Genomic DNA, 13,986 nt, shown 5'->3' with positions numbered 1-13,986 from the left:
GTACGGTGACTGTCCGGCGCTTGTCCAGTGCTGTCCTGGCTGTCGGAGGGAGGGGTGTGCGGGATGACCGTGGACGGTGAGGTGGCCGAGCCCGGGTGGGAGGTCGACCCGGACGACGACTGGGGAGTGGCCGTCATCACCACCGTCGGACGTCAGCTGAAACTGCGGCGCGAGGCGGTGGGGATGCGCGCCGCCGAGTTCGGGGAGGCCGTCGGCTACGGGGAGGACATGGTCTACAAAGTGGAGGGAGGGAAGCGGATCCCCCGGCAGGAGTACCTGAACCGGGCGGACGAGGTCCTGGGAGCCGGTGGGCTGATCGCGGCGACGTGGGAGGACGTGAAGAGGGTCCGGTATCCGAAGAAGGTGCGGGAGCTGGCGAAGGCGGAGGGGCAGGCGGTCGAGATCGGGGTGTACGTGTGCAACAGCATCAGCGGGCTGTTGCAGACGGAAGAGCACGCGCGTGCGCTGATCGAGGCTGCGCAACCGCCGTACTCGCCGGATGACGTGGAACGCATGGTGACCGCTCGCTTGGCTCGGCGGACGGTTTTTGAGCGGGATCCGGCCCCGTCGATTCACTTCGTGCTGGAAGAGACCGTGCTGCGCCGACCGGTCGGAGGCAGAATGGTGCACCAACGGCAACTCGAACACCTGCTGGAGGTGGGGCGGTTGCGGAACGTCACACTTCAAGTGATGCCGACGGCCGCCGATGCCCATCCCGGGCTTGACGGCAGGATTGAGTTGCTGAAATTCCCTGACGGAACTGCCGTGGGACGCGCCGAAGGCACGTTCAACGGGCGCCCGACCACTGATCCGAGGCAGCTTCGTGTCATCGAGCTGCAATATGGCACCATCCGGGCGCAGGCGCTCTCACCTCGGGAGTCGTCGACCTTCATCGAACAACTGCTGGGGGAATCATGATCCGCAAGGCCTCCGCCAAGAACATTGCCGACCTGACCTGGTTCAAGAGCAGCTACAGCGACGGCACCAACGGCGAGTCCTGCGTAGAAGTCGCCCTCGCCTGGTTCAAGAGCAGCTACAGCGACGGCAACAACGGCGATTCCTGCCTGGAAATAGCCCCCACCCCCACCACCATCCACATCCGCGACTCCAAGTACCCCCACACACCCCCGGCCGCCGCACCCGGCCCCCGGCTCGCGCTCGCCCCCTCCGCCTGGGCGGCCTTCGTGTCGTACGCGTCGGCGCACTGATCCCGCGCCGGGACCCCCGGCCGCACCCACGCGGCCAGGGGCTCCCGCTCAGCGCAGCGTCTCTCAGACGTTGACGCCGAAGTCCTGGGCGATGCCGACCAGGCCGGAGGCGTAACCCTGGCCGACCGCGCGGAACTTCCACTCCGCGCCGTTGCGGTACAGCTCGCCGAAGACCATGGCGGTCTCCGTCGCCGCGTCCTCGGAGAGGTCGTAGCGGGCGATCTCGGCGCCGCCGGCCTGGTTGACGATGCGGATGTAGGCGTTGCGGACCTGGCCGAAGTTCTGGCCGCGGTTCTCGGCGTCGTAGATGGAGACCGGGAAGACGATCTTGTCGATGTCGGCCGGCAGGGCGGCCAGGTTGACGTTGATCGCCTCGTCGTCGCCGGCGCCCTCGCCCGTGCGGTTGTCGCCGGTGTGGACGATGGAGTTGTCCGGGGTGTTCTTGTTGTTGAAGAAGACGAAGTGGGCGTCGGAGTAGACCTTGCCCTGTCCGTTGACCGCGATGGCCGAGGCGTCGAGGTCGAAGTCCGTGCCGGTGGTGGTGCGGACGTCCCAGCCGAGGCCCACGGTGACGGCGGTCAGGCCCGGAGCCTCCTTGGTGAGCGAGACGTTGCCACCCTTGGAGAGGCTTACAGCCATGGTCGGGGGTCCTTTCCCTCGTATGCGTACGGCCGTGCGGCGTACGGGCTTGAAGCTACAGCTACCGGTATGAACGCCACGAGGGGTACCGAAGGTTCCAGCTTCCTTTACCTTCTTTGCCAAACGGGTGAGGAACTTATTCGCGTGACGTGCGCCGGTCAGCCGCGCGACCATAGGGGGTATGTCCGGTCCATACGTCATCCGCGGCTCCGTCTCGCTCCCCGAGGCCGAGCTCACCTGGCGTTTCTCGCGGTCCTCCGGGCCCGGCGGGCAGCACGTCAACACCAGTGACTCGCAGGTGGAGCTGCGCTTCGACCTGGCGAACACCGAGGCGCTGCCGCCGGTGTGGAAGGAGCGGGCGCTGGAGCGGCTGGCCGGACGCCTGGTGGACGGGGCGGTCGTCGTGCGGGCGTCCGAGCACCGTTCGCAGTGGCGTAACCGTGAGACCGCCGCCGTACGCCTCGCCGCGCTCCTCGCGGAGGCCACCGCGCCGCCGCCCAAGCCGCGTCGGCCGACCCGCATCCCGCGTGGGATCAACGAACGCCGGCTGCGGGAGAAGAAGCAGCGCTCGGAGACCAAGCGCGGGCGCACAGGCCGCGACTGGTCGTGACACGGTCCCCGCGGTCTGCGGGGCGATCCTTCCGTCGGCATGCGCAGTCGAGAACGACGACCTGTTCCCGGCGGTCGGCCACGGGGCCACCGAGCTCGCCCACGGACTGCTCACTGCCGGAGTCCGGACCCGCGTCGGCGGGCCGGGGCGGCGCGCCTCGCCTGTAGCGGCTGAGCTGCCGACAACCCGCCGGGTGGCCGGTCCGCGGTCCCTCCGCGACGACTGTCCGGAGGGCCGAACGGGCAGCGGGCGGGTCATCGCCCCCTCGGCCATGGCTTCGGCGGTCGCCGTCGGTCGTTCGCAGTCGCGGTCGAGCGACGGTTGTGGACCGGCCGGCCAGGACTTCGCTCCGCCACCCGGCGGATCCGTGCGGTGAGCGCAAAACGTTTACGGACTTCGATTGATGTGGCTACTATCTGCCACCAGTCGCCGGGCTTTGGCGATTTTTTTCTCCATGGATGCACCGGACGGTGGGGGGAGTGTCCCTAAGGTGACCGGATTTGGCAGGTTTGGGGGTGGACGGGGCAGAAGCGTGGCCGTCGAGAACCAGCCATCGGACGCGCTGCCGGCCTCGGCTGACCTTCTCTCACGTCCGGAAGGGGCGGGCGGCAGCTCCGGGCGACTGCCCCTGCGTACCGTTCTGATCATCCTCGTGGTCGTACCGGTCCTCGCGCTCGCGCCCTTGTGGGGCCTGAGCACCTACCAGCTGGCCACCCGCTGGCAGACGGAGAAGACCCAGAGCGACCTGAGCACCTCGCTGGGCCGGCCGTCGTCCGTCCTCTTCCAGTCCCTCGACGAGGAGCGGCGGCTCACCGCGGAGATGCAGGCCGACCCCGGCCCCGCCACCCGCGGCAGGCTGGTCGCGGCGCGTGCGGCGACCGACAAGGCGGTGACCGGTTTCCGCCGGGTGGCGGACGAGAGCACCTCGCACGGGCAGCAGGGTCTCGGCACGGCTCTGTCCGCCACCGTGCGCGATCTCGACCGGCTCGCCGAGCAGCGCAAGGCGGTGGACACCGGGTCGGCCGGCCAGCAGGCGGCGTTCGACTACTACGGCGGCACCATCGACTCGCTGACCGGCGTCTTCACCGCGCTCGGCCGCCGGAGCAACGCCGAAGTGGCCCTGCTGACGAACACCCTGGTCGACCTCAACGGCGCCATCGACAGGATCGGGCGCGAGGACGCCCTGCTCGGGCGCGACTGGCAGACCGGGCATCTGAAGGTCAGCGAATACGACGTGTTCGTCGATGCCGTCGGCTCACAGGAGTACCTGCTCCAGCGGGTCTCCCTCGGCCTCACCGGTGCCGAACTCGACGCGTACAGGAAGATGACGTCCGCCAAGTCGTGGGGAGTCCAGCACAACCTGGAGGAGCAGGTCATCGTCGCCGGCCCCCACCACTCGCAGGGTGAGCTGGAGCTCGGCCGGATCCACACCCAGTGGCGCACCGCGCTGGACGCCAACCGCCCGCTGCTGCTGAATCTGGTCCTGGTCCGGGTCGAGCACCTCGACAAGGTCTCCGCCGACAGCGTCAGCGGGCTCCAGTGGGCCCTGATCGTCATCAGCGCCGCCGGCCTGCTCGCCGTGATCCTGGTCGTCCTCGCCAGCTGGCGTCTCACCGTCCTGCTGCGCCGGCGCATCGACGCCCTGCGCGAGGAAGCCGTGGAACTCCAGCAGCGGCTGCCCGACGTGGTGTCCCGGCTGGAGCGCGGCGAGGACGTGGACGTGGACCGCGAGGTCCGGCTGGTCGAGCCCACCCCCGACGAACTCGGCGAGCTCGGGCGAGCCCTGAACGCGGCCAGCCGCAGCGCGGTGGCCACCGCCGTGCGGCAGGCCGAACAGCACCGCGGCTTCGAGCGGTTGCTCCAGCGGATCGCCCGGCGCACCCAGATCCTCATCGGCCTCCAGTTGCGCAAGCTGGACGAGCTGGAACGCAGGCACGAGGATCCCGAGGTGCTGGAGGGCCTGTTCGACCTGGACCACCTCACCGCCCGGCTGCGCCGCTACGAGGAGAACCTGGTCATCCTCGGCGGCGGCCAGCCGCAGCGCCGCTGGCGCAAGCCGGTCCGGCTGCTCGACGTGCTGCGCGCCGCGCAGGGCGAGGTGCAGGACTACCGCCGGATCACGATCGACGTCGAGGACGAGCCGTGGGTGTCCGAGCGGGCGGTGGGCACGCTGGTGCACATCCTGGCGGAGCTGATGGAGAACGCCGCCGCCTTCTCCAAGCCGCCGACCCCGGTCGAGGTACGGGCCGCGAGGGTCGGCCGGGGCGTCGCGGTGGAGATCGAGGACCGCGGCCTGGGCATGGAGCCCGAGCACTACGCCGCCGCCAACGCCCTGATGGAGGCGCCGCCGCAGCTCGACGTGATGACCCAGGCCGACGACGTACGGCTCGGCCTGTACGTGGTCGCCCGGCTGTCGGCGGGTCTGGGCCTGCGGGTGGAGCTGCGGCCGTCCGCCTTCGGCGGCACCCGGGTGGTCGTGCTGCTGCCGGAACAGGTGGTGGTGGAAGAGCCCCGCACGGCACCCCAGCCGGTCGAGCTCCCCGCGGACGTCCTGCCGCACCTGCCCGGTCCGCGGCCGCACCCGCACGACGCCGGTGCCGGACCGCGGGCGCCGTACGAGGGCGGGCGGTTGCCCACCCGCGCCAAGGGACACGCGATGGCGCACGTCACCGCCCCCGCGCTCCGGCCTCCGGACGAGGACGAGGCATCCCCGTCCGCGCCGGCCGCGGCGCGGCCGCTGCCCCAGCGGGTCCGCCAGGCCAGCCTGGCCCCCGAACTCCAGATCCCGGCGGAACCGGCCGGGCAGGCGGAGCCGGACGAGCCGGGCCTCTGGACGTTCCCGGACCGGCCCGGCCGGTCCGGGGCCACGATCGGCGCGTTCCAGCGGCAGTCCCGGCTGGCCCGCGGCGGCGGTGACCCGGACGACGGCACCGGTGACAGGGGCGGTGGCGCAGCCGGCCACGACATCGGCCACGACAGCGGCGACAACGACGGCAGCGGTGACGGTACCGGCTCCGGCGGAGGCAGCGGTGAAGGGGCCGCCTCGCCCGACCGGCTCTCCTAGGACGGATGATCGAGAATGACGCAGCGTACGACGGCCACCGACGCGGATCTGGACTGGCTTCTGGACGGCCTGGTCGACCAGGTCACGGGAACCCGGCACGCCATCGTGCTGTCGGACGACGGCCTGGTGATGAGCCGTTCGCGGACCATCGACCGCTCGGACGCCGAGCGGCTCGCCGCGATCGCCACCGGCCAGCAGAGCCTCGCCCGCGGCGCCGGGCAGCTCTTCGGCGGCGGCCCGGTGCACCAGGTCATCGTGGAGATGGCCGACCTGTGGCTGTTCGTGATCTCCGCGGGCCGCGGCACCCACCTGGCGGTGACCGCCTCCCAGGCGGTCGACGCCGAGTTGATGAGTGTCGCGATGCACACCCTGGTCCAGCAGGTCGGCCAGCGGCTGGGCACCGACACGCGTACTCCGCTACCCGATGACGCGGGGAGAGCCGGATGAAGCACTGGACCGAGGGGTTCGACGACGACGCCGCCGACGAGCAACTGGTCCGTCCCTACACGATCACCAGCGGGCGCACGACCCCCGAGCGGACGGATCTGACGCTGATCACGCTGGTGACGACGCTGCCCGAGGTCACCACGCAGGCGGCGCTCGCGGTGCGCAGGATGCAGCCGGAGCACCGTACGATCCTCGGGCTCTGCCGGGACCCCAAGGCCGTGGTGGAAGTCGCCGCCAAGCTGGGCCTCCCGGTGTCGTTGACCAAGATCCTCATCGGCGATCTGGTCGACTCCGGCTACCTGTGGGCCCGTTCGCCGCAGTCGCTCACCCGGGCCGGCGGCCGTTCCGACATGACTACCCTCGAGGCGGTGAGAGATGGACTACGCAAGCTCTGACCACGCGGTCGGCCTTGCGGACGCGGCTCCCCTGGCGGTGAAGATCCTGGTCGCAGGCGGGTTCGGCGTCGGGAAGACGACTCTGGTCGGCGCGGTGAGCGAGGTCGCCCCGCTGCACACCGAGGAGTACCTGACGCGGGCCGGCGTCGGAGTGGACGACCTGGAGGGGGTGAACGGCAAGGTCACCACCACCGTCGCGCTGGACTTCGGGCGGATCACCATCAGCGACGACCTCGTGGTCTACCTGTTCGGCACCCCCGGCCAGGAGCGCTTCTGGTTCATGTGGAACGACCTGGTCAACGGGGCGATGGGCGCGGTGGTCCTGGTCGACACCCGACGGCTGGAGGTGAGCTTCGCCTCGATCGACTTCTTCGAGAGCCGCGGCATCCCCTTCGTCGTCGGCGTCAACTGCTTCCACGGGGTCCGCGACCGGACCGCGGAGGAGATCCGCGCGGCACTCGCCCTCGATCCCCAGGTGCCGCTGGTGCTCTGCGACGCCCGCGACCGGGGGGACGGCCGCGACGTGCTGCTGGCGCTCGTCGACCACTTGATGGCCGGTCACTCCGCCACGTCCGCGTAACCACGCCCTGAGACCGAGTCGGGCCGGACACGAATGCGCCAGTGCCGCCGCCGAATTCGCGGTGGTCACTTCTTCGAGGCGGAGCGGGAGAGGACATCCGCGCACCCCGGAAGGGCCGTTCGGCGACTGCCCACGGAATTCTCGGAAACGGACCGCGCGGTTTCATCCCAACTGGCGATACCGGCCCCGGAAATACATCAGCGGGCCGCCTTCCGTGCTCGGGAGTTCGGCGGTGAGAACGCGGCCGATGACGAGGGTGTGGTCGCCCGCGGTGACCCGCTGTTCGGTGCGGCACTCCAGGGTCGCCAGCGCGCCGCCGACCAGGGGGGCGCCGGTCGCCTCGCCGCGGACGTACGGGATGTCCTCGAAGAGCAGCCGGTCGCTGATGCGGCCCTTCATCGCGAAGCGGCCGGCGATGTGCCGCTGGCTCTCGGTGAGCACGGAGACCGCCCACAGCGGCTGCTCGTCGAGGAGGTCGTCCATGCGGGCCCCCGTACGCAGGCTGACCAGCACCAACGGTGGGTCGAGCGACACCGACAGGAACGCGGTGGCGGTCATGCCGACGTCCTCGCCGGCCGGGGCCAGCGGGTCGTCCGGGTCCAGCGACGGCTCCCGCGCGGTCACCAGGACCACGCCGGCGGCCAGCCGGGACATGGCGGCCTTGAACGCTTCGTTGCTCACCCCCACAGCATGCCCGGTGGCTTCTGCGGCGGCGGGGGAGGGAGTCTTCAGCACGCCGGAAACGCTAGTGTCGGACCCGGCGCCGCCGCATCGGTCATCGGCCCGAGCCGGGTCCTAGGACCAAGGGCCGGGCATGGCCCCCTGAAGGGCCGTAACGTGCATCATGTGCACACGCCCACAAAGGCTGGGTTCAGTAAGCACACAGGGAAAACGCAGAAACTCCACGCAATTGTTCACGTTCTCCTGTGACTTGAGTCACAAGGGACGGTAATTGTTGACCCTGTGTACCGAGTGGGCAGCGCGCTGTGATTCAGTGGCGGGGAAAAGTAGCGCCGAAGCAGACCCTTGATTCGCTACGAGGTCTCGGGGGGAGGGCGAGCATGGAGACCGAGTCGGAGCCGTACGTCCGCCTTGCGTCCCTGCGACAGCTGCACCAGGTCATGGCCGACATGAACACGGCCCGCAGCCTGGCGGACACATTGCAGACCGTCGCCGACGGCGTGATCAACGCGCTGAACTACGAGATGGCCTGCGTCAACCTCGTGCGCCCCGACGGCGACCTCGTGGTCGCCGCCTTCTCCGGCAACTCCGCCGCCGAGGCCCTGATCACCGGGCGGGTCGGCTCCAGGGAATCCTGGGAGCGGCGACTGAACATGGGCGAGAAGTGGGGCGACCTCGTCTTCATACCGCACACCGAGGGCTGGATCCTCGACGACGACGACGTCCCGCAGTGGTACACCGACGGGCCCGCACCCCGGTTCGAGGACGAGTGGCACCCCTCGGACCGGCTCTTCGCCCCGATGTACACGCCCGGCATATCCGGCAGCTCCTGCGGCGAACTGCTCGGCGTGATCTCCGTCGACCGCCCGCGCAACGGCCGCCACCCCGGCGCCTGGGGCCGCGAGGCCCTGCAGATGTACGCCTTCCAGGCCGCGATAGCGATCAGCAACGCGCGCCTGCGGGCCAACATGCAGCGGGCCCTGGTCCGGCTGGAGCGCGAGCAGCAGGCGCTGCGGGCCAGCGAGGAGAGCTTCCGGCAGGCCTTCGAGTACGCCCCCTCGGGCATGGCGATAGCCGAGATGGGCGGCGACCAGCACGGCCGGATACTGCGTTCCAACGACGCCCTGTGCCGCCTCCTGGGCCGCCCCGCCTCCGCGATGCGCCGCTACTCCTTCTCCGACCTGGTCCACCCCGAGGACATCGGCACCCTGCTGCGCACCTCCGCGGAGGGCGGCCGCGCCGAACTCCGCCTCGGCCGCCGCGACGGCACCTACGTCTGGGTCTCGCTGCGCAACTCCGTCGTCGCGGACGCCGCCGACGGCCCCCGCTTCCTCCTCACCCACGTCGAGGACATAGAGGAACGCAAGCGCCGCGAGCTCCAGCTCGCCCACCGCGCCTCCCACGACTCCCTCACCGGCCTCCCGAACTCCGCCGAGCTGCGCTCCCGGCTCTCCTCCCGGCTCTGCAGCCGCACCGACGCCGGGGGCGGCCTGGAGTCCCTGGACGCGGCCTACGGCCACCACCCCGCCTACGACGCCAACGGCCACGGCTTCGACTTCGCCGGCACGTCGGCGTCGCCGTCGGCGTCGTACGACGGGGGCTACGACCACCACGTGCACACCGTCGCCCCCGAGGACGGCCGCGACGACGGCACCAAGGGGCTCGCGGTGCTCTTCTGCGACCTGGACGGCTTCAAGTCCATCAACGACCGGTTCGGCCACAACGCGGGCGACGCCGTCCTCATCGAGGTCGCCCGGCGCCTCGGCAGAGCCGTCCGGGACGGTGACACGGTGGCCCGCCTCGGCGGCGACGAGTTCGTGATCCTCGCCGACGGCCTCGGCAAGGCCGACGCCCAGGACCTCGCCGTACGCCTGCGCAACGAGATCATCCAGCCGATCCGCGCCGAGGGCCGGGCCGTCCGGGTGGGCGCCAGCTTCGGCATCGGGTGGGCGCACTGCGGCATGACGGCGGACGAGGTCCTGAAATCCGCCGACGAGCGGATGTACGTAGAGAAACGATCTCGTCCCAAAGCGCATCGACGTGCCGGATGATCCGCAGGTCGTCGCGCTGATGCGGTACGAGTCACCCGTTTGGCTCAGTCAGACCGGGTAGGCTCGACTCTCAATACCCCGTATCGCATCCGCCCGCACCTGTTGAGGAGTACCAAGGGATGACGCCCGGCGACAACGGCGCGAGCACGCCCGAGGACGACGACCCGTTCGGCTACCTGTACGCCGATGGTCAGGCCAGAGGGGCCCAGCCGCCGTCCGGCTCCGGTGGCTACGGCTACCCGCATCAGGTCAGCAGGGTGCGCTCGGTCGGCGAGCGCACGTACGGCGGCCAGCAGCAGGCGCCGCAGTCGCCGTACGGCGGCCAGACCATCCCCCAGCAGCAGGCCGGCGGCTACGGCCAGCAGCCGAACGCGGCCTACCAGGCCCCGGAGACCTTCCCGGGCGGCGCCCCGGCCTCCCGCCAGGCCCCGCCGAACCCCGGCCGCGGCCGGGGCCCCAACACCAAGGGCATCCTCATCGGCGCCGTCGCGGTCGTCGCCGCTGTCGTCATCGGCATCAGCATCGCGATGATGAACGGCAACGGCGACGACAACAAGGCGGGCGGCGGAGCCTCCACCACCCCGACCCAGTCGGCGAGCGCGTCCCCGTCCCCGTCGAGCACCAGCTCGGCGTCGGCCACGGGTGACATCACGCCGATCGACGCGAAGGCCCTCCGTCTCGACGGCGGCGCGAGCCTGGCCTCGGACGTGAAGGGTGCGAAGGCCCAGGGCGGCATCTACGTCACGAACCTCAACCACACGGGCGCCGGCGTCACCTGGACGGTCGACGGCATTCCGGCGGACGGCCTGTACACCGTCTTCGCGCACTACAGCGCCGTACAGGACGAGAGCATGACGCTGTCCATCAACGGCAAGCCGTTCGGCAGCAAGTTTCCGCTGAAGAACTACACGGGGCAGAGCGACCCGGCCAACGCCTGGACGACCAGCTACACGTACCCCACCCTCACCAAGGGCACCAACACGATCTCCCTGTCCTGCCAGAGCGGCGACAGCTGCGACGTCCTGCTGGACCAGCTGTGGGTGCAGCAGGGCAAGCACACGAACAAGGGTTAAGGGGCCGCCGTCCCACCCGTCACCGTGACCTGGCCCAGCAGCTTCTCGTAGGCTGCCTGTTCGAACTCGCCCGCTGCCGGGGCGCGTACCGTTGCCGCGGAGAGGGCGACCGCGCGGGTGAGGCGGTCCGGCCAGGGGAGTTGGTCGACCAGGCCGGAGAGGAGTCCGGCAAGTGCCGAGTCGCCGGCGCCGGTCGGGTTGCCGTGTTCGCGGGTGGGTGGGGTGGCGCGCCAGCGGCCCTCCGGGGTGAGGGCCAGCAGGCCCTGGGCGCCCAGGGAGGCGACCACCGCGCGGGCGCCGCGGCGGCGGGCGTCCTGGGTCGCGCGCAACGGATCGTGGGACCCGGTCAGCTCGGCCAGTTCGTCCGCGTTCGGCTTGACCAGGTCGGGTCGGGCCGCGACCCCGCGCCGCAGCGGCTCCCCGCTGGTGTCGAGGAGGACGGGGACGGCGGCGGCCCGCGCGGCCTTGGTCAGCCCCGCGTACGCTCCCACCGGCACCCCCGGCGGCAGGCTCCCGCACAGCGCCACCGCCGAGGCACCGCGCAGCAGTTCCTCGTAGTGGTCGAGGAAGGCGCCCCACTCGGCGGGGGCTATCTGCGGGCCCGGCTCGTTCAGCTGGGTCGTGTCGCCCGTCAGCTCGTCCACGACGGCGATGGTGCGGCGGGTCGGACCGGTGACCGGCAGCAGTGCGTCCCGCACGCCCGGGGTGTCCGAGAGGAGGTCCCGTACCGCCTGCCCGGTGGCCCCGCCCGCGAACCCCGTCACCGTCGTCTCGTACCCCAGCGCGGCCAGCACCCGGGCCACGTTCACGCCCTTGCCGCCCGGCCGTTCGGTGACGTCCGAGACGCGGTGCGAGGCGTGCGGGCGCAGGGCACCGACCCGGTAGGTGATGTCCAGGGCGGTGTTCAGCGTGACGGTGAGGATCACCGGGCGACCTCCCTCGCGTGGGCCCGTGCCGTCGTCGGGGGGCCTCGATCATGCCAAGGAGACGGCGGTCCGGCCTAGGCCGCCGTCTGCCAAAGCATGGTCATGATCAGGGAAGTTCGGGTGCGACCACCCACGCGCCCTTCCGCATCACGCCCTTCAGTGTGAAGTCCGCGTCGAGGACGAGCAGGTCGGCGTCCTTGCCGGGCTCCAGGGAGCCGACGCGGTCGTGGAGGCCCAGCAGCCGGGCCGGGTTGGCGGACAGCGCGGCGACGGCGTGCTCGACGGGCAGTCCGTCGACCGTCACCGCCCGCCGCAGCGCGCGGTCCAGTGTCAGCGTGGAGCCGGCGATGGCACCGCTGTCCGCGAGCCGGGCGACTCCGTCGGTGACGTCCACCTCCAGCGGACCCAGCAGGTAGCGGCCGTCGCCGAAGCCGGCCGCGTCCATCGCGTCCGTGATGAAGGCGACCCGCTCCGGGCCCGCGTGGTGGAAGGCGAGTTGCAGGGCGGCCGGGTGCAGGTGCGTGCCGTCGTTGATCAGCTCGACCGTCACCCGCTCGTCCTCCAGGAGGGCGGCGATCGGACCGGGGGCGCGGTGGCCCAGCGGGGGCATCGCGTTGAAGAGGTGGGTGGCGACCGTGGCGCCCGCCTCGATCGCCGCCACCGTCTGCTCGTACGTCGCGTCCGTGTGCCCGACGGCGGCCAGCACGCCGTGCTCCACGAGGAGCCGTACCGACTCGATGCCGCCGGGGAGTTCGGTGGCGAGGGTGACCATCCGGGCCTGCCCGCGCGCCGCGTCGACCAGCTTGCGGACCGCCGCCGGGTCCGGGTCCCGCAGCAGCGCCTCGGAGTGGGCGCCCTTGCGGCAGGGGGAGATGAAGGGGCCCTCGAAGTGGATGCCGGCGATCTCGCCCTGTTCGGTGAGTTCGGAGAGGAGACCGGCCTGGCGGACGAGGACGTCCATGTCGTCGGTGACGGTGGAGGCGACCAGGGTGGTCGTGCCGTGGGTGCGGTGCGTGTGGACGCCGGTGAGGATCTCCTCCGCCGTGCCCGAGCTGAAGGAGGCTCCGCCGCCGCCGTGGTTGTGGATGTCCACGAATCCTGGCAGGAGCCAGTGGCCGGTGAGATCGATCCGGGGGGCGTTCTCGGCGGGGGTGGCGGTGATTTTCGTGCCGTCGACCGCGAGTCGGGCGTCTTCCACGACTCCGGTGGGGAGGACGACCCGGGCGCCGTCGAGGATCAGGCCGTGCGTTCCGGGCTGCGGGTGCGTGGGGGCTGATCGCGCCCGCGCGGCGGTAGCCGCAAATTGGACACTGCCCCGCGCCCCTTCGGGGGCGCTGTAGTGCGGCTCGGTCGCGGCCATCAGGGGGTTACCTCCGCAGTCGTCGTGGTCAACAGGTTCTGGGCGAGCAGGCCCGCCCCCAGACAGCCGGCCGTGTCTCCCAGTTCGGCCGGGACGATCGCCGGGAGCTTCTGGAAGGTCACCCGGGTCCGTACCGCCTCCCGCAGCGGGTCGAAGAGCACGTCTCCCGCCTCCGCCAGGCCGCCGCCGATGATCAGGACGCGAGGGTCCAGCAGGGTGACGGCCGTGACCAGCCCGTCGGCCAGGGCGCCCACCGCCTCCCCCCACACCCGGACGGCGTTCGGGTCGCCGGACGTGACGGCCTTCGCGCAGTCGGCGGCGTCCGCGTCCGGGTCGCCGCAGGCCTTCGCCCAGGCCTCGCTCACGGCGGCGGCCGACGCGTACCGCTCCAGGCAGCCGCGCTGCCCGCACGGGCAGAGGGTGCCCTGCGGCCGCACGACCACATGGCCGATCTCGCCCGCGAAGCCGTGCGCGCCCGACTCCACCCGGCCGTCCAGGCCGAACCCGCCCGCGATCCCGGTGCCGAGGGCCACGAAGAAGAAGCGGTCCGCGCCCCGGCCCGCGCCGAGCCGGCCCTCGGCCAGGCCGCCGGTGCGCACGTCGTGGCCGAGGGCGACCGGGACGCCCAGGTGGTCGGCGAGGAGGGCGCGCAGCGGGACGTCGCGCCAGCCGAGGTTGGCCGCGAAGACCGCGACGCCGGCGGGCTCGTCCACTATGCCGGGGACCGCGACGCCGGCCGCCGAGGGCGGCTCGCCGAGGTGCCGCTCGCCGTAGGCCCGCAGGTCGGCGGCGAAGTCGAGGATGGCGGTGACGACGGCGTCGGGGCCACGGTCCCGGCCGGTCGCCCGGCGGTCCTGGTGGAGCAGCTCGCCGTCCGGGCCGATCAGCGCGGCCTTCATTCCGGTGCCGCCCACGTCCAGGGCGATGACATGTCTCACGGGAACAGTGTGGC

At 71.5% G+C, this 13,986-nt stretch carries 14 protein-coding genes; 9 read left to right on the top strand and 5 right to left on the bottom strand.

The genetic code is table 11. The annotated features are described in order from the left end of the window. The first annotated feature begins 63 nt into the window (after window positions 1–63). Both AB0M11_RS02280 and AB0M11_RS02275 read left to right on the top strand, forming a co-directional pair. Complete coding sequence (locus AB0M11_RS02280) at window positions 64–918, top strand: helix-turn-helix transcriptional regulator (RefSeq protein ID WP_365700425.1); 855 nt, start codon at window positions 64–66, stop codon at window positions 916–918. After that, a complete protein-coding gene (locus tag AB0M11_RS02275) occupies window positions 915–1,208 on the top strand; it encodes a DUF397 domain-containing protein (protein WP_365700423.1) in 294 nt (97 codons plus the stop codon). The genes AB0M11_RS02280 and AB0M11_RS02275 overlap by 4 nt, the downstream gene beginning before the upstream one ends. Window positions 1,209–1,271: 63 nt before the next feature. Here the strand turns inward: AB0M11_RS02275 and AB0M11_RS02270 are convergent, their stop codons facing one another. Next, window positions 1,272–1,847 (bottom strand): TerD family protein, encoded by a 576-nt coding sequence (locus AB0M11_RS02270; RefSeq protein ID WP_123976068.1) that lies wholly within the window; start codon window positions 1,845–1,847, stop codon window positions 1,272–1,274. 172 nt (window positions 1,848–2,019) lie between these two features. Here AB0M11_RS02270 and arfB point away from each other — a divergent pair, with 172 nt between their 5' ends. The 5 genes from arfB to AB0M11_RS02245 all read left to right on the top strand — a co-directional run bounded on the left by arfB (window position 2,020) and on the right by AB0M11_RS02245 (window position 6,943). Next, complete coding sequence (gene arfB / locus AB0M11_RS02265) at window positions 2,020–2,457, top strand: alternative ribosome rescue aminoacyl-tRNA hydrolase ArfB (RefSeq protein ID WP_365700689.1); 438 nt, start codon at window positions 2,020–2,022, stop codon at window positions 2,455–2,457. 532 nt (window positions 2,458–2,989) lie between these two features. Next, window positions 2,990–5,521, top strand: coding sequence for a nitrate- and nitrite sensing domain-containing protein (locus tag AB0M11_RS02260; RefSeq protein WP_365700421.1), 2,532 nt, complete (start codon window positions 2,990–2,992; stop codon window positions 5,519–5,521). Window positions 5,522–5,536: 15 nt separating this feature from the next. Then, window positions 5,537–5,968 (top strand): roadblock/LC7 domain-containing protein, encoded by a 432-nt coding sequence (locus AB0M11_RS02255; RefSeq protein WP_365700419.1) that lies wholly within the window; start codon window positions 5,537–5,539, stop codon window positions 5,966–5,968. After that, a complete protein-coding gene (locus AB0M11_RS02250) occupies window positions 5,965–6,363 on the top strand; it encodes a DUF742 domain-containing protein (RefSeq protein ID WP_365700417.1) in 399 nt (132 codons plus the stop codon). Before AB0M11_RS02255 ends, AB0M11_RS02250 begins: the two co-directional genes overlap by 4 nt. Beyond that, window positions 6,344–6,943 (top strand): ATP/GTP-binding protein, encoded by a 600-nt coding sequence (locus AB0M11_RS02245; protein WP_365700415.1) that lies wholly within the window; start codon window positions 6,344–6,346, stop codon window positions 6,941–6,943. The genes AB0M11_RS02250 and AB0M11_RS02245 overlap by 20 nt, the downstream gene beginning before the upstream one ends. 162 nt (window positions 6,944–7,105) lie before the next feature. On the opposite strand, the gene AB0M11_RS02240 is transcribed toward AB0M11_RS02245, so the two are convergent. After that, on the bottom strand, window positions 7,106–7,624 hold the full coding sequence (locus tag AB0M11_RS02240; protein WP_365700413.1) for a flavin reductase family protein: 519 nt from the start codon (window positions 7,622–7,624) through the stop codon (window positions 7,106–7,108). Window positions 7,625–8,004: 380 nt separating this feature from the next. On the opposite strand from AB0M11_RS02240, the gene cdgB reads away from it, so the two are divergent. Together cdgB and AB0M11_RS02230 are read left to right on the top strand one after the other, a co-directional pair. Then, complete coding sequence (cdgB, locus tag AB0M11_RS02235; RefSeq protein WP_365700411.1) at window positions 8,005–9,675, top strand: diguanylate cyclase CdgB; 1,671 nt, start codon at window positions 8,005–8,007, stop codon at window positions 9,673–9,675. A 119-nt stretch (window positions 9,676–9,794) separates the two neighbouring features. Beyond that, complete coding sequence (locus AB0M11_RS02230; RefSeq protein ID WP_365700409.1) at window positions 9,795–10,748, top strand: carbohydrate-binding protein; 954 nt, start codon at window positions 9,795–9,797, stop codon at window positions 10,746–10,748. On the opposite strand, the gene AB0M11_RS02225 is transcribed toward AB0M11_RS02230, so the two are convergent. The 3 genes from AB0M11_RS02225 to AB0M11_RS02215 all read right to left on the bottom strand — a co-directional run bounded on the left by AB0M11_RS02225 (window position 10,745) and on the right by AB0M11_RS02215 (window position 13,972). Beyond that, window positions 10,745–11,674 carry a 1-phosphofructokinase family hexose kinase gene (locus AB0M11_RS02225; RefSeq protein WP_365700407.1) on the bottom strand — a complete coding sequence of 310 codons (930 nt, stop codon included), beginning with the start codon at window positions 11,672–11,674 and terminating at the stop codon, window positions 10,745–10,747. The two genes, AB0M11_RS02230 and AB0M11_RS02225, sit on opposite strands and share 4 nt — an antisense overlap. Before the next feature lie 106 nt (window positions 11,675–11,780). Further along, on the bottom strand, window positions 11,781–12,911 hold the full coding sequence (gene nagA, locus AB0M11_RS02220) for an N-acetylglucosamine-6-phosphate deacetylase (RefSeq protein WP_365700687.1): 1,131 nt from the start codon (window positions 12,909–12,911) through the stop codon (window positions 11,781–11,783). A 122-nt stretch (window positions 12,912–13,033) separates the two neighbouring features. Continuing rightward, window positions 13,034–13,972 carry an ROK family protein gene (locus tag AB0M11_RS02215; protein ID WP_365700405.1) on the bottom strand — a complete coding sequence of 313 codons (939 nt, stop codon included), beginning with the start codon at window positions 13,970–13,972 and terminating at the stop codon, window positions 13,034–13,036. Window positions 13,973–13,986: the final 14 nt, after the last annotated feature.

This window comes from Streptomyces sp. NPDC051987, assembly GCF_040680735.1.
Classification (GTDB): Bacteria; Actinomycetota; Actinomycetes; order Streptomycetales; family Streptomycetaceae; genus Streptomyces.
The sequence above is the reverse complement of the archived record's forward strand: the minus strand, read 5'-3'. Positions and strand labels throughout refer to the sequence as shown.